The sequence below is a fragment of the Microcoleus sp. MOSTC5 genome (genome assembly GCF_036701825.1).
Taxonomy (GTDB): Bacteria; Cyanobacteriota; Cyanobacteriia; order Cyanobacteriales; family Microcoleaceae; genus Microcoleus; species Microcoleus asticus.
The window spans coordinates 40845-56320 of record NZ_JAUBRK010000022.1; the positions used below are offsets into that span (position 1 = coordinate 40845).

Consider the following 15476-nt stretch of genomic DNA (forward strand, 5'->3'; position numbering starts at 1 on the left):
TATTCCCTCTTGCTTATTCCCTCTGTCCTAAATCACTAAATTCTTCTTTCTCCCTTTTCCCATTTCTGATTTTATGAAGAGTAAATCAATTCAAAATGGGCGGCTGCATCGAATTTCGTTAAAATTTTTAATTGTCATCATATTAATAACGGGGATATTTTTTCGATTTACTAACCTCGATCGCAAAGTCTACTCCTTCGACGAATCTATCACCTCGCTGCGAATTTCTGGCTACACCTGGACGGAAATGGTGCAGCAAGATTTTCAAGGCAAAACAATTAGCGTCGCAGATTTGCAGCAGAAATACCAGCAGATAAATCCCGAAAAAAGTTGGTTGGATACTGTTAAAGGTTTAGCTACAGAAGAACCCCAACTATCGCCGTTGTATTTTATTTTTGCCAGGTTTTGGGTGCAGTTGTTCGACCCGGAAGTGGCGACTGTGAGAAGTCTTTCAGCTTTGATTAGTTTGTTAGTTTTTCCCAGCATTTATTGGCTGTGCTGGGAATTATTTCGCTCTGCGTCTGTGGGATGGGTGGCTGTTACAATCGTCGCTGTTTCACCTTTTCACGTCTTGTACGCGCAAGAGGCAAGACCGTACATGATGTTTGCAGTCCTGGTTTTGCTGTCGAATGCAATTCTGCTGCGGGCGATCGCCCTACAAAAATCTCCCGCCACATCTAAATTGAGCAAGGCTGTTTGGTCTATTTATGCGCTCGCCTTGACTTTAGGACTTTATTCTAGTTTATTATTTTTTTTAGTAATATTCGCCCACGGCATCTATGTAATTTTAACTGAAAATTGGCGTTTTTGCAATAGATTAATTGCTTATTTACTAGCTTCAGCGACGGCAACAATCCTTTTTGCTCCTTGGATTTGGATATTATTTTGTAACGCGCCAAAAATCGAGGCAACAGTAGGCTTACCCCGCATTTCCCTGTCTTTCCTATCTTCACTTAAACCTTTAATTCTCATCACCTGCCGAATGTTTATCGACACACATTGGGCGGGCGGAATTATCAAATTGTGTTCGAGCGGTATTGCTACAGATTTAATCAGACTGATTGTAGCCGCACTATTGCTGTTAGCGATCGCACATTCAATATACTCACTCTGCCGCTCAACTCCCAAACGAGTTTGGCTGTTTGTATTGACAGCGATCGGAATTACAGCGATAGTATTGATAGCAGTGGGAGGCGTTGCCGATCGCTATCTGGTTCCTTATATTTTAGCAATCCAGATAGCTGTTGCCTACCTATTTACCGATAAAATTGCAGCCGCCACCAATTCCCGACAACAAAAACTGTGGCAGCTCGGTTTAATAGTGCTAATATCGAGTGAAATAGTTTCTTGTGCCGTCAGCTCACAGTCACAACTTTGGTGGAACAAATATCCTTCTAGCACTAAATACAATCCCCCAATAGCAGCAATTGTCAATCAAGCCCAAAAACCTTTAGTAATCACTCACGGAGGCAACAACATCACAGGAAAAATACTGTCTGTCAGCTATCTGCTCAAGCCGCAAGCACAGCTTTTGCTAGCAGTTAAACCTGAACAAGTCAAAATTCCTAATGGTTTTAGCGATGTATATCTATACAGAGCTACAGAAGCATTACAATTTGAACTAGAAAAAGTGCAAAAATATAAAATCACACCAATTTACCAGCCTGGCGATGTTTGGCTTTGGCGTGTAGAGAAATAAGGAAAGTGGCAACTGCAAATGATGATTTCTGTTGTGATACCCACCTACAACCGCGAGCAACCCCTGCGAGAGACATTGGCTGATGTGATTCGGCAAAATTACCCGAATTTTGAAGTGCTGGTAATCGATCAAACTCGCACCCACGAATCGGCAACTCAAGTTTATTTAGAGGAATTGGCAAATGCTGGCAAAATTCGGTGGTTTCGAGTAGATTGGGCGAGTTTGCCGGGAGCTCGAAATTATGCAGTGCGGCGCGCAGTTGGAGAGATTATTTTATTTATTGATGATGATGTACAATTGCCAGATGGTTTTTTGACGGCTCACGCTGACAACTATTTAGAAAAACCTGATGTGGGATGTGTGGCGGGCAGGGTTTTTGACAGAATGAAATTGGATTTTTCTGGAGGCGATTTGGCGATCGAATATTTGCCCTCAGAAGCGATGGATGCAGGCATTGCCTGGTATTTTATAGATTTGGTACATACAGTAAAACCGCAGCAGGTGCTCTCGGCTAGAGGCTGCAATATGTCATTTCGCAGGCAGGTTTTTGCCGAGTGCGGGCTGAGGTTTGACGAGCGATTTGTAGGGAGTGCGGTACGGGAAGAGTCGGATTTTTGTTTGAAATTGCGATCGACTGGCATGAAAATTTGGTACGATCCCAATGCGTGTTTAGTTCACTTTGGGGAAGAGAGCGGCGGATGTCACGATGTCAGCACGCGATCGATCGAATATCAAGTCACATTTTATCACAATCACTTTCTAATGGGATTGACAAATTTAACAGCTTTTCAATGCCTGCGATTTTTTGCCAAACTTTTTGACTGCCACGTTTTGGGGAATCCGCCTTGCCATAAAAGCCGATCGCCCATTAAAATTATCGTTCGATTTAGTTTTTATCTCCTCGGTTTTATCAGTGTCCTCAATACATTAATTCAGTCTCTATGGAACGACGGACAAATTTACACCCGTCAAGATAAGATTAACGGTAAATAAGTTTTATTACCAATTTCCAATTACCACTGAATAAACAATGAGAATCCTCGTTGCCAGCCACACCTATATTGTGGACATAAATCGGGCAAAATTGAAAATTTTAGCAAATCTCGAACCCAATATTGAAGTAACAGTTGCAGTGCCGCAGCGTTGGAAACCCGGAGGCGTACAAAATAAAATTATAGAAACACAATTCTGTCAAGAAGGCTCATTTAAAGTAGTCGCAGTCTCCAATTACAGCCAGAACAATCAAGGACTGCTAACATTTGGTACTGATTTAATTGAAATTTTAGAAAACTTTAGACCGCAGATTATCCAAGTTGAACAAGGTTCAAAATCCCTCGCTTGCGCGCAATTAATATTTTTAAATAAACTGCTCAAACTAAAAGCAAAAAATATATTATTTACCTGGTGGAATCTGCCTTATAAATTGAAGTGGCCTGTTTCAATTTTAGAAAATTACAATCTTCAGCACACCGACGGAATTATTGCAGGGAACTTAGATGGAGCTAAAATTTTGCGGCAGCGGGGCTATCAAGGTGCGGTGAAAGTAATGCCACAACTCGGAGTAGATGAAACTTTGTTTCGCCGCACTGGTAAAGACGCTGATTTATCCCGCAGGTTCGGCATTGAACCGACCGATTTTGTGGTAGGATTTGTAGGGCGATTTGTCGAAGAAAAAGGATTGTTAACTTTAGCTGAGGCCTTGGCAGGGTTGAAAAAACTCTCTTGGAAGTGGCTGTTAGTAGGACAAGGAAAATTGCGGATGCAACTCGCAGAAAAATGTATGGAATGGGGAATCAGCGACCGCATAATTTGGGTAGAAAGCGTTTCGCACGAGGAAATCCCTCCCTACATTAACTTAATGAACTGTTTGGTATTGCCCTCGCAAACCAGCTATAAATTCAAAACTTTGACCACAGTGGGCTGGAAAGAACAATTCGGTCACGTTTTAATCGAAGCGATGGCCTGTAAAATTCCGGTTATTGGTTCCGACTGCGGGGAAATTCCCCACGTCATCGGCGATGCGGGGTTAGTATTCCCCGAGGGAAATGCAGGGGTTTTGCGAGAGTGTTTGCAGCAATTGATGGAGCGGCCGGAGTTGGCGGCAGATTTGGGCGATCGGGGTTATCATAGAGCGATGAGCAATTATACCAATAAAGCTTTAGCTGACCACTTGTTGGAATTTTACAAAGAATTGTTGTAATTTTTAGTAGTAGAATGCAAGTGTTAAATAAAAGCTGTGGTAAATGTCTATTCCTTCCGACATACGACCTTTGGTAGACGAACTCTACCAGGTACTGCACGATACCGAACGCCAAGCAACGCAGGGACTTTTTGCACTTAGAAGAGCAATGTCTCTTTTTCCCCAGAATGAAATACTGATGCAATATTTTTCTTCCATCACCAATTTTCAATTCAACGTAGCAGGTACTCGCTTACAAGCAGAGCACATTGTGGGCAATGTATTGCTGGCTGGTGTGCCCGATGAAGAGGTTAAAAAAGCAACAGATTATTTAGCAGCCTTGCTACATATGGCTCCAGAATCGAAAATTATGATTGACAAAGTAGTTGAGAGATTAGAAGCATTGCCATGAAACAATTACCAGATGAAACCCAACTCCTGGAAATCCTTGAAATTGTGAAAGCTGCGGAAGCAAAATCCAGTGAAATGTATGAATTTTCCAAGACAATGGCTCACAATACCCAAATTACAGCAACAAAGAGAGAGGAAGCTGAACAGCTAGACGGGCAACCTTTTCCAGATAATTAAATTTGTAATGGGAGATGTTGGTATGTGGATTTAAATAACTATCCCTGATGCGGATTCTCCAAATTATCCCCTCAATTTCCCTAGTCTACGGGGGGCCCAGTCAAATGGTACTCGGACTTTCTGCGGCCCTGGCTTCCCGAGGTGCTGATGTCACAATTATCACCACTGATTCTAATGGAGATATCGGTCAAATTCCCTTAGATGTCCCCTTAAATCAACCCATCAAACAAAACGGTTATCAGATTATTTATTTCCGCTGTTCTCCGTTTCGTAGATATAAGTTTTCTCTGAGTTTATTGCAGTGGTTGAATGAAAATGCGAAACAATTTGACCTCGCCCACATTCACGCTTTATTCTCGCCAGTAACTACCTTTGCCGCCACAATTGCTAGATATCGCCACTTACCGTATATTATCCGTCCCTGCGGTATGCTTGACCCCGCCGATTTGCAGAAAAAAAAGCGCTTAAAACAGATTTATGCAGCACTTTTAGAACGTCCTAATTTAGCAGGGGCAGCCGCAATTCACTTCACGAGTAAACAAGAAGCTAAAATCTCAGAAAGATTTGGTGTGGGGAGCACAGGCAAGATGCCTGTGCCACGAAATTTGGACTTCACAGGCAAGATGCCTGTGCCACGAGATTTGGTGATTCCATTGGGGGTGACAGCAGGTTTGTTTCCTAAGAGATTGCGGGGGGAATCTCAAGTGCCAATCATCTTATTTATGTCGCGAATTGAACCTAAAAAAGGGCTTGATTTGCTAATTCCAGCATTAGAAAGTATTTTAGAAACGGGCGTAGAGTTTCACTTTATTTTAGCGGGCTCTAGTCCCCAAGATGCTGATTATGAAACAAAAATTAAAGTGCAAATTCAGAATTCAAGCTTAGCAAAATACACAACAATAACTGGCTTTGTGAGCGGTGATTTAAAAAGGGAACTGTTGACAAAGGCAGACTTATTTGTATTGCCTTCTTATTACGAAAACTTTGGCATTGCTGTAGCAGAAGCAATGGCCGCCGGTGTACCTGTCGCCATTTCCGATCGCATACATATTGCCGAAGACATACAGCAAGCAGAAGCTGGTTGGGTAGAACCTTTGGAAATAGGGGCGATCGCCAATTCAATCAAATCAGCACTTCTGAATCCACAGGAGCGCCAACGGCGGGGATTGAACGGCAAAGAGTATGCCGAAAAGCATTATAACTGGGAGGCGATCGCCCAACAAACCATCGATGCTTACCAGCAGATTTTGTCATCTATACCAGAAGGAAGAAGGAAGAAGGAAGAAGGAAGAAGGAAGAAGCAATAAAATCCATCGTTTCAGCCATTAACAACGTCCTAACCGTCTTGGCGGTTGCTATATTAACTAATGCGAGTGAGGTTTATCTTCTGCTTCTTCTCCTGCTGCGAGTTCTGGTGCTGCTGCTATCTGAATTTTCAGGCGATATTTTTTCAACTGTGCTATTGCTTTTAATATTAGTAGAGTCAGAGTTTGAGGCATCGATCACCGATTTTCTTCTAATTATAATCGGAACATTAATAGAGCGACCGCAGGGTCTGCCGAAGGAGTCTATGTTCCTTCGATAATCGCAGATTGCAGCCTGTACAATCGGTTTTTGACAATCATTAATAAAGCTTTGTGCTAGTTTGTAATTATTTCCGTCTCCTTGCTTTGAGAAAAGTTCTCCCGCTTGTTGAAAGTCTGCTACTGCTGGCGATTTTGTTCCCAGCATACAGCGAATAGCACCTCGTTCCAAATAAGCCAAACCATAATTAGGATTAACGCGAATAGCTTGTTCGTAATCCCCGATCGCCTTTTGCTTATTTCCCAATTCATAGTATGCTTGACCGCGACCGAAATAAGCTTCTGCCAAGTTAGGATTAAATTGCAGCGCTCGATCGTAATTGTAAATTGCTTGCTGCTTGTTTCCCTGTTTGGAAGTAGCAATTCCCAATCCGAGGTAAGCTTGAGGTATGTTCGGATTCAGCGCTAAAGCCTGAGTAAAATTGGCGATCGCCCCCGGAACATCTCCCTTTTGAACTTTCAAAGAACCTTGGTTGCTGAAAGTTGCGGCTTTTTGAGCGCTCGCAACTCTTTGACTAATAACAGCGCGATTGGCCCGGTAATTAGATAACTTATTTTGAGCTAAATTATAAACAGGTGTACGTGAATCGATCGCTTCTAAAAGTGCGATCGCCTGTTGCCATTTACTTTGCGACTGATGCCAAACTTCCATCGGATGAGGCGGCTTTTGCACAACTACAGCAGCTTCCATCGCCAATTGTTGAGCTTTTTCTAGACTTTCTGCAGCCTGTAAATTTTGCGCTACTGGAACCAAACTCGGGCGCAGTTGCAGCAAATCTGCTCTAGCTTGTTGATACCCAAAGCCGGGGAAGTTAGGAATTTTCTCTAAATTGGCGATCGTTTCTTTAAGTCGTCGATCGAAACTTCTGAGCAGATTTACATCGGTGACTTTCCCTGCATTCTGCGTTTCAACTGCCAGTATGTTCGCTTGCTTCAGCGTTTCATTTCCCGATCGCATAACGGCGCTCATCCCTGCACCTGTTCCCAACATCAAAACGCCTAAACTTGCTAATAAAGCTGCGGGTATTTTGCGGCTTCGCGAATTATTAACTTGATTGTTAAATCGTGATGGTTGTACACTTCGAGTCGTCTGACGAGATTGTTCCGCTTCCGGTTCTGAATCCACCTCCAACTCCCAAGCCGGCAACTGCAAATCATCTGCTGCTGTTCCCGCTGTCAACTCCCTACTAATGGGAGCAATATTATTGCTATTTCCGCTGGAATACTTGTCAACCAAACTCTGCAATCCTGCTTGATATCCTTCTCCTACCGCCTGAAAACTCCACTCTCCATTCTTTCTATACAAACGACCAAACTCTACAGCAGTCTCTCGCGAAAAATTCTCTTTTAATTCATACCGAACCAGTTCGCTTTTCGTATCCAAATTGCTAATTTTGATAAAAGCATTTTTGATATTGCTAAAATTTGCATTGATTTTATTTGCTTCGTGAATAGTGACAGCAAAAGTCACTTCCTCAATTTCAGGATTAATTTTCTCTAAAATAACGCCGTAAATAGTCTTATTCTCTTGACCTCGGTTGTTTTTCTCAGGAATCGATTGCAGTACCGAACCGTCACAGGATTGCAGATTATTGTAAAAGATCAAATATTTATCGTTAGGTAGTTTGCCGTCAGAACCTAGCATAAACGCAGAGACATCAATCTCGTAGCTTTGTCCTGCCTCTGTCGCCTGCCAACCCAGGGCGATCGCCATTTTTTTTAAACCAGGCACTTTTTTAGAGATATTAAATCTCTCACCCTTACTTAATTGCATTGCCATCTGCTTATTTGTTAAACCTAAAATTTTATATTCCTAATCTTAATGTTACGTGGCACAATAAGTTCTTTAATTAATGAAATTTAACAGAGTTTCTCTAATCGCGGGCTTGATTAAAAATATCTGCTGCCTGTATCTGAATTTATTGAGATTTACTTAGAGAGAATTACCTAAGTACAAACCGGAATTTCTGCCCCAAGCGGTTTCTACAATTGAACTTAATTTGACATTAGTTTGGAGCATTTTCAAAACTAGGTAGCAAGGTAACAAATTTACCAAAATCTCCAGACGAAACTGTTCCGCTTCCGGTTCTGGCTTCACGTCCAACTCCCCAGCCGGGAACTGCAAATCATCTGCTGTTCCCGCTGCCAACTCGTTAGTAATTGGAGCAATATTATTACTGTTTTAGCTGCAATACTTGTCAACAAAACTCTGCAATCCAGCCTGATATCCTGCTCCTACCGCCTGAAATCTCCACTCTCCATTCTTTCTATACAAACGACCAAATTCTACAGCAGTCTCTCGCGAAAAATTCTCTTTTAATTCATACCGAACCAGTTCGCTTTTTGTATCCAAATTGCTAATTTTGATAAAAGCATTTTTGATATTGCTAAAATTTGCATTAATTTTCTCTGCGTCGTGAATAGTCACAACAAAAGTTATTTCCTCAATTTCAGGATTAACTCTTTCTAAGATAACGCCGTAAATAGTCTTATTCTCTTGACCTTGGTTGTTTGTTTCAGGAATCGATTGCAGTACCGAACTGTCAAAGGATTGCAGATTATTGTAAAAGATAAAATATTTATCGTTAGGTATTTTGCCGTCAGCACCTAGCATAAACGCCGAGACATCAATCTCGTAGCTTTGCCCTGCCTCTGTCACCTGCCAACCGAGGGCGATCGCCATTTTTTTTAAACCGGGCGCTTCTTGAGAGATATTAAATCTCTCACCCTTACTTAATTGCATTGCCATCTGCTTATTTGTTAAACATTAAACTTTATAGTGTTAATGTTAATATTAAGTGGCACAATAACTTTTCATATTTAATAAAACTTAATATTTGGCTTTAATAGCGGGCTTGATTAAAAATATGTGCTGCCTGTATCCGAATTTATTTAGATTTACTTATATATAATTACGCAAGCAAAAACCGGGCTTTCTCCAAAACCCGGTTCCTACAATTGAACTTAATTCGACTCTACTTTTGAGCATTTTCCGAACTAGGTGGCAGGGTAACAAAGTTACCAAAAGCTCCAACAGTTTGATAGCTTTTTTTGCCTAATTCAGTTGTGTAAATACTGGCTACGCCCAAATTTTGACGCTGCGTTGTATTGTCGAGCAAGCCTTCGATCGTGTCCCGTTGCGAAGTCAGTAAATTCTTGCAACTGCCGATCAAAGTATCTGTAATGCCGCTCAAAGCTTTCGGAACGCGAGAATCTTTGCACACAGTGCTTTCCAACTCGGTTTCGAGTACGCCGGAAGCATAAGTTAGGTATTTGTCTCTCCCAGGATTTGTAAATGCCATGCCGGCGGCCAGAAGAGTCAGGGCGATCGCGACTTTTCCCACATTGCCGAAAAATTTAGAAGTTGGCTTCTTAGTATTCATTGCGTTATCAATAATCATTTTTTTTAGCCCCGTTGATTTATAAGCTTCTCTTGATTTAAACTACACCTCCTCAGAAACAGATTTCCGAAAGGAGGGGACAGTTTTTAGATTGGAGACCATTTGCGAGTAAGTCTCTCACTGGTTTACCTTCCTTTTACGTTTCTCCCTCCCTCACATCCGGTAAATCTTCAACAAAACATTTAGCTGGTTCCCAGGCAGAGCCTGGAAACGAGGAATTTAAACTTAGTTTCGCTTTGATTTTTGCCGATCGATCTCCCGCTGCAACTCTTCAATTTGACGGCGCAAAGCCTCCGTCTCGCTGTTAGGCGTTTGGGACTTCACATCAACCGCACCCTCAGCTACAGCCCGCTTGTAGTTCCCCAGCTTAATTTGGCGGTATTCCTCGGAACTTGCCCAGTCTCGCAAATACCGCAGGCGTTCCACCGGGAAAGGGTGACTCAGCATCACGCCCTGACCGCCGTTGTAAAGTAAAAACTTATACACTTGGTTGAGATTGTCTCGATCGAGCTCTTGATAGTTGTCAGACTGGCGGATAAATTCTTGCAAACTGCATTGGTCAGCATATTTACTGCTAACTCCCGCAAGTTTCATCATCGTCTTCATCACACTGTTTAAGTCATCCGTTACCAACAAAGCCGCCCGGTCTGCCGATAATTCAGCCTTGCGGCGCCACTCATAAAAAGCGTAAATTAAACCGCTGCCTACCATATTTCCCAGCCCGAAAGTCATCTCGCCAATTGTCGAGGCAACGCTCATTGCCCACGTCGCCATTTGATTTAAAGTTGGATGACCGCATTTAATATGTCCCAACTCGTGAGCCAATACTACCCTAATTTCTGGCTCTTCCAACAAGTCTAAAAGACCAGTGTTTAATACTACATAAGGCTGGTTTTTCCCCAGGGCATAGCTGTTAACTGAGGGATTCTGAGAAACAAACAAACCAGGTTCTGGAAAAACATCTAAATCCTGCAAGCACTCCCGAAATATATGATAAATGCTGGCATATTGGCGTGGGCCGACTTGAATGCTATTTCCCATTAGGTAAACGAATTGCGGTCGTTCGTAGACAAATTCTACAAATTTGCTGGCAATTAAGTCAAATCCAGGTACGCTGCGCAGCGCTTCCTCAGCTTGCCGATCGAGGGGATGCTGAAATGCTTCGCTAGAAATTCCCGTATAAGTAGGCATAGTTGTTGCAAAAGTTACATTTAAGATATCAGTAATGCCATCGCTGCTGGTGCTAGCTGGCGCCTGACTTATAATATTATCGCGACAAATATTGAACTGTTGTGGAACAGGCCGGAAAGCCTGTTCAAATTAGCGTTAAAATTGGGATTCTGGTACAGGCGCGATCGACAAACATCTTTCGCTGTGTCTGTTTATCGCCTCATCCAAAAATTGGAACGTGCAAAAATGGCTATCCTGCAACTCGAAAACGGTACAACCTACACTCAATTAAGCGACATTGCGCGCGAACTCGCGCCTTTAAACATTCAACTCAACCGCTGGCCCGTGGGTGACAGCGCTGAAATTCAAAATTTGTTAGCGAAAGATGCTCTTGACGACAATCAAAAAGAGCAAGTGCTGCAAGCTCTCGACGGCTACTTTCAACAGCTAAACCAAAGTGCAGGCTATCAGGATCGCGACTTACTCGTACTGCACCCAGACATTCCCAACCTCGACACCATGCTGTCCAAATTCAACAAGTGCCACATCCACGCCGATGATGAAGTCCGCTATATCGTAGCAGGCGAGGGCATTTTCGGCTTCGTGCGGCCCGACGGCAGCCAAGTCGAACTCACAGTGCAGCCGGAAGAATTTATCAACGTGCCGGCGAATACAGAACACTGGTTTTATTTGACAGCAGCCCGGAAAATTAAAGCTGTGCGGTATTTTACCACCAAAGAAGGCTGGACGCCTGAGTATACCGATACGGAAATTCGATCGCGTTTAGCTGCTGTTTGAACAGACTTGACGGTTGACAGTTGACGGTTGACAGTTGACAGTTGACGGCAATCTTCAAACCATCTAAAAATCCTCAAATCCCGCATCAAATTTTATGGTTTGAAGATTGCAAAATACTCAAAGCAACCGCCTCCGCCACCTTAATTCCATCAATCCCCGCCGACAGAATTCCACCCGCATATCCTGCACCTTCCCCAGCAGGATAAAGACCTTCTGTATTCAAACTCTGATAATCTTCCTTGCGTTTAATCCGAATTGGTGAAGAAGTGCGCGTTTCCACCCCAGTCAAAACCGCATCATCCATCGCAAATCCTTTAATCTGTTTGTCAAAAGCCGGAAGTGCTTCGCGGATAGCTGCGATCGCATAATCTGGCAAACTTTCGCTCAAATCAGTCATCACAACTCCCGGCGTATAAGACGGCTGCACGCTGCCTAGCGCCGTGGAAGGGCGATTTGCCAAAAAATCACCCACAAGCTGCCCAGGGGCGTTATAAGTGCCACCACCTAACTCAAATGCCCGTTCTTCTAGGCGACGCTGAAACTCAATTCCTGCTAAGGGATGACCGGGATAATCCTCCGGCGTGATACCCACCACAATCCCGCTGTTAGCATTGCGTTCATTGCGAGAATATTGACTCATCCCATTAGTGACAAGTCGCCCCGGTTCTGACGCAGCCGCCACTACCAAACCACCGGGACACATACAGAAACTATATACAGAACGATTGTTTTGGCAGTGGTGAACCAGTTTGTAATCGGCGGCGCCCAAAAGCTTATGGCCCGCCCGATCGCCAAAACGACAGCGATCGATGATAGTTTGGGGATGTTCGACCCGAAAACCTACAGAAAATGGTTTTGCTTCGATGTAAACCCCGCGCGAAAACAACATTTCAAAAGTATCGCGGGCGCTGTGTCCCACCGCCAAAACTATATAATTACTAGCAATATATTCTCCACTGGCTAGGGTAACTCCCTGCACTTTTCCATTTTCGATGTGGATATCTTCTACACGAGTTTGAAACCGAATTTCTCCGCCTAATGATTCTATTTGGGCGCGAAGACTTTGGACAATTCCCACCAGTTTGAACGTGCCAATATGCGGTTTGTTAATATATAAAATTTCCGGTGAAGCTCCCGCATTCACAAGTTCCGTCAGCACCTTGCGTCCATAATGTTGAGGATCTTTAACTTGGCTGTAGAGTTTGCCATCGGAAAAAGTACCCGCACCACCTTCGCCAAACTGAGCGTTAGATTCTGGGTTGAATTCTGCTTTTTTCTTCCAAAATCCAAAGGTGTCAACTGTGCGATCGCGCACTGCTTTTCCGCGTTCTAAAAGGATGGGGCGAAACCCCATTTGTGCCAGCATCAGACCTGCAAACATACCGCACGGCCCTGTACCAATCACAATGGGGCGAATCGTCAAATTGTTGGGGGCTTGCGCTACATAGCGATAACTCGTGTCTGGTGTCACCATTACATGAGGATCTTTTTTGAAGCGTTGGAGAAGTTGCTTTTCCTGTGTCGTCTCTACGTCCACAATATAGACAAGGAGGATTTCTGCTTTTTTACGAGCATCGTAGCTGCGCTTGAAGATGGAATAGCCGAGCAATTCTTCGGGGGGAATTTGCAGCTTTTTGAGAATGGCGCTGGCGATCGCATCTTGAGGATGATCTAGGGGGAGTTTTATTTCGGTTATTCGTAACATATAGTGGAAGGAAGAAGGAAGAAGGAAGAAGGAAGAAGGAAGAAGGAAGAAGGAAGAAGGAAGAAAGAAGGAAGAAGGAAGAAGGAAGAAGGAAGAAAGAAGGAAGAAGGAAGAATAAAAATCCCGAACAGAAGTATTATAACTATTTAACCGGACATCCTATGGGCGATCGTCCTCGGTCGCTCAATTTTTTATTTTTGAGTGGATAATTGAAGAAGCGTTATAATAAATAAAAAATTAAGTTTTGTAAAGACCCTTGACTGCAACATTCACACCCAAAAACAGCCGCACCTGGCACGCTCTCAACCCCCTGTGGCAAGGAGCCGAAGACGCAGTACAGAAGGGTTTGCCCCACGCCAAGCTCGCACCGGCATGGCAAATACTGCTTCTAGGCGACGGTTCCCCCACCCGTCACCTGCAACTGCTGACAGGGGAACCCACAGAAGTAGATGTGATCGATATGTCTTTAGTGGGTGAAGACGCAGACGGCGCGCCCCAGCAAATTGTCGCCGTTCCGGGGCCGCGCCTGCGCCGCCAAGTGTGGCTGCGGACTGCTTCGGGACAGCGCTTGGCCTATGCAACTTCTTGGTGGGAAGCGAGCCATGTAGATGAATATTTACAAAATAAATCTTTGCCAATTTGGGCCAGTTTAGCGCGGCTGCGCACAGAATTGTATCGGGACGTGCAAGGCATTTATTTGGGTAATTCGGCTGCTTTGGAATCAGCTTTTGAACAGTCGGGGCCTTTTTGGGGGCGACACTATTTGTTTTGGCATCACGGGAAGCCACTGACGCTGATTTATGAGGTTTTTTCTCCTTATTTAACTAAGTATTTGGGGCCGATGCAATTGGATGTTGATTGAGACTGAGATCTTGCACCATTATCAATAAGGGTTTCAGGGCACGCGAGCGTGCCCACCCCACAAGAACATTTACCTATTGTGGAACAGGCATCTTGCCTTTTCTTAAGAATAGTTCCGCCGAAATTTCACTTGCAAACCGTCGCGGGGATGAGGAGTCGGTACTCGGATTAAATTCAAATCTTGATCCGGTAAAAGCTCCCATTCAAACTCCCGAATAATCTTTGCCGCAAACAACTTCATCTCTAACCGGGCAAATTCTTTGCCCAAACATTCTCGCAAACCTCCACCAAATGGCACGTAACTGAACGGTTTAGCCGATCGATCCGAGCTAAATCGATCGGGGTCGAATCGATCGGGTTCAGGATAAAGTTGACTATCCTGATGGGTTTGATTAATCCCAGAAATCAGGCTCCAACCCTTGGGAATTTCATAGCCGCCGAACTCACAAGCATTAATTACTGTCCGAAAAACAGCTCCCACCGGTGGAACTAAACGCAGCACTTCTCGCATAACCTGTTCTAAATAAGTCATTTGTTTGAGCTGTTCCAATGTTAGGGGTTCACTTGTGGGGAACTGCTGCTGTTCGGCCCGCACTTTTGCCATCACATCGGGATGTTGAGCTAGGAGAAGACAAAAAGAGGCGATCGCTGAAGTTAAAGTTTCGTGTCCGGCAAACAGCAGCAACAGCACTTGATCTTTTAACTCATCCAAACTCAAACTATTTCCCTCGTCATCGCGAGCCGAAATCAGCAAACTCAAAGCATCATTGCCACTAGGGGTTCCTTGCTGGCGATCGCGAATAATCTTTTCAAGTTCTGCCAACAGCAGCTTGCGACATTTTTTCGCCTTGCCAAACTGAGTCCAAGGCACATCTAAAGGAATCGAAAATAAACCATTGCACCAAGTTTCAAAATAATGTCCTAGCGCCGTTTCCGAACCATTTTCAATCCCTACTAACAACTTACCCGCAACATCAAAAGTATAATTTCTCAGTTCTGGATACCAAGTCATGGTTTCCATTTTGGCCCATTTTTCTAAATAGCGCTGAGTGATATTTTCCATCCCGCCGATGTACCCGCCCAAAGCTCGCGGCTGAAACGCTTGGTACAGCAACTTACGCCGATTTTGGTGGCTAGCACCCGTTTGCAACGCCAAGGAAAGCGGCCCTAAAAGCGCTCTCGTGCTGGCAGGCCAAGCCACAACAAAATATTGGTTGTCATTGCTTAAAACAAACAAATTAGCCTCTTTGCCACACATAAACACGGTAGGCTGTCCGAAAATGCTGCTTTTGAAAATGGGCCCGTACTGCTGGTGGCGTTTATTGGCAAATTGGGAATCTAGCAAAAAGTTGAGGGTATCGCCAATTAGGGGTAAACCTAAACTGCCGGGAGGTAATGCCATTTTAGATTTTAGATTTTAGATTTTAGATTTTTAATATCATATCAATTTTAGTTTTCTCGTGCATATTGTATACCAGACAAATTTCGGTGA

At 43.8% G+C, this 15476-nt stretch carries 16 protein-coding genes; 9 read left to right on the forward strand and 7 right to left on the reverse strand.

Annotated features, from left to right (window positions below):
- The first annotated feature begins 73 nt into the window (after nucleotides 1-73).
- The 6 genes from QUA54_RS14155 to hpsP are packed head-to-tail and all read left to right on the forward strand — an operon-like array spanning nucleotide 74 to nucleotide 5773.
- Nucleotides 74-1699 carry a glycosyltransferase family 39 protein gene (locus QUA54_RS14155; RefSeq protein WP_333415137.1) on the forward strand — a complete coding sequence of 542 codons (1626 nt, stop codon included), beginning with the start codon at nucleotides 74-76 and terminating at the stop codon, nucleotides 1697-1699.
- Nucleotides 1700-1717: 18 nt separating this feature from the next.
- A complete protein-coding gene (gene hpsN, locus QUA54_RS14160) occupies nucleotides 1718-2692 on the forward strand; it encodes a hormogonium polysaccharide biosynthesis glycosyltransferase HpsN (protein ID WP_333415138.1) in 975 nt (324 codons plus the stop codon).
- A 37-nt stretch (nucleotides 2693-2729) separates the two neighbouring features.
- Nucleotides 2730-3899, forward strand: a complete 1170-nt coding sequence (gene hpsO, locus QUA54_RS14165) for a hormogonium polysaccharide biosynthesis glycosyltransferase HpsO (RefSeq protein WP_333415139.1) — start codon at nucleotides 2730-2732, stop codon at nucleotides 3897-3899.
- 43 nt (nucleotides 3900-3942) lie between these two features.
- Nucleotides 3943-4290: a hypothetical protein gene (locus QUA54_RS14170; protein ID WP_333189290.1), complete on the forward strand. Its 348-nt coding sequence runs from the start codon at nucleotides 3943-3945 to the stop codon at nucleotides 4288-4290.
- Nucleotides 4287-4466, forward strand: coding sequence for a hypothetical protein (locus QUA54_RS14175; protein ID WP_333415140.1), 180 nt, complete (start codon nucleotides 4287-4289; stop codon nucleotides 4464-4466). The genes QUA54_RS14170 and QUA54_RS14175 overlap by 4 nt, the downstream gene beginning before the upstream one ends.
- A 47-nt stretch (nucleotides 4467-4513) precedes the next feature.
- Nucleotides 4514-5773 carry a hormogonium polysaccharide biosynthesis glycosyltransferase HpsP gene (gene hpsP / locus QUA54_RS14180; protein WP_333415141.1) on the forward strand — a complete coding sequence of 420 codons (1260 nt, stop codon included), beginning with the start codon at nucleotides 4514-4516 and terminating at the stop codon, nucleotides 5771-5773.
- Nucleotides 5774-5846: 73 nt separating this feature from the next.
- On the opposite strand, the gene QUA54_RS14185 is transcribed toward hpsP, so the two are convergent.
- The 5 genes from QUA54_RS14185 to QUA54_RS14205 all read right to left on the reverse strand — a co-directional run bounded on the left by QUA54_RS14185 (nucleotide 5847) and on the right by QUA54_RS14205 (nucleotide 10641).
- Nucleotides 5847-7829 carry a TerD family protein gene (locus QUA54_RS14185; protein WP_333415142.1) on the reverse strand — a complete coding sequence of 661 codons (1983 nt, stop codon included), beginning with the start codon at nucleotides 7827-7829 and terminating at the stop codon, nucleotides 5847-5849.
- A gap of 153 nt (nucleotides 7830-7982) precedes the next feature.
- The gene (locus tag QUA54_RS14190; RefSeq protein WP_333415143.1) at nucleotides 7983-8198 is read right to left on the reverse strand and encodes a hypothetical protein; all 216 of its coding nucleotides are present in this window, start codon (nucleotides 8196-8198) and stop codon (nucleotides 7983-7985) included.
- A 33-nt stretch (nucleotides 8199-8231) separates the two neighbouring features.
- The gene (locus tag QUA54_RS14195) at nucleotides 8232-8792 is read right to left on the reverse strand and encodes a TerD family protein (protein ID WP_333415144.1); all 561 of its coding nucleotides are present in this window, start codon (nucleotides 8790-8792) and stop codon (nucleotides 8232-8234) included.
- A 232-nt stretch (nucleotides 8793-9024) separates the two neighbouring features.
- A complete protein-coding gene (locus tag QUA54_RS14200; protein WP_333415145.1) occupies nucleotides 9025-9450 on the reverse strand; it encodes a DUF4359 domain-containing protein in 426 nt (141 codons plus the stop codon).
- A gap of 225 nt (nucleotides 9451-9675) precedes the next feature.
- The gene (locus QUA54_RS14205; RefSeq protein WP_333109567.1) at nucleotides 9676-10641 is read right to left on the reverse strand and encodes a M48 family metallopeptidase; all 966 of its coding nucleotides are present in this window, start codon (nucleotides 10639-10641) and stop codon (nucleotides 9676-9678) included.
- A gap of 225 nt (nucleotides 10642-10866) precedes the next feature.
- On the opposite strand from QUA54_RS14205, the gene QUA54_RS14210 reads away from it, so the two are divergent.
- The gene (locus tag QUA54_RS14210) at nucleotides 10867-11418 is read left to right on the forward strand and encodes an acireductone dioxygenase (protein ID WP_333189298.1); all 552 of its coding nucleotides are present in this window, start codon (nucleotides 10867-10869) and stop codon (nucleotides 11416-11418) included.
- A gap of 85 nt (nucleotides 11419-11503) precedes the next feature.
- Here the strand turns inward: QUA54_RS14210 and QUA54_RS14215 are convergent, their stop codons facing one another.
- Nucleotides 11504-13123 carry an NAD(P)/FAD-dependent oxidoreductase gene (locus QUA54_RS14215; protein WP_333415146.1) on the reverse strand — a complete coding sequence of 540 codons (1620 nt, stop codon included), beginning with the start codon at nucleotides 13121-13123 and terminating at the stop codon, nucleotides 11504-11506.
- A gap of 3 nt (nucleotides 13124-13126) precedes the next feature.
- Here QUA54_RS14215 and QUA54_RS14220 point away from each other — a divergent pair, with 3 nt between their 5' ends.
- Both QUA54_RS14220 and QUA54_RS14225 read left to right on the forward strand, forming a co-directional pair.
- A complete protein-coding gene (locus QUA54_RS14220) occupies nucleotides 13127-13273 on the forward strand; it encodes a hypothetical protein (RefSeq protein ID WP_333415147.1) in 147 nt (48 codons plus the stop codon).
- Between the two features lie 106 nt (nucleotides 13274-13379).
- Nucleotides 13380-13985 carry a chorismate lyase gene (locus QUA54_RS14225; protein ID WP_333189301.1) on the forward strand — a complete coding sequence of 202 codons (606 nt, stop codon included), beginning with the start codon at nucleotides 13380-13382 and terminating at the stop codon, nucleotides 13983-13985.
- A gap of 102 nt (nucleotides 13986-14087) precedes the next feature.
- Here the strand turns inward: QUA54_RS14225 and QUA54_RS14230 are convergent, their stop codons facing one another.
- A complete protein-coding gene (locus tag QUA54_RS14230) occupies nucleotides 14088-15386 on the reverse strand; it encodes a cytochrome P450 (protein WP_333415148.1) in 1299 nt (432 codons plus the stop codon).
- Nucleotides 15387-15476 lie beyond the last annotated feature (90 nt).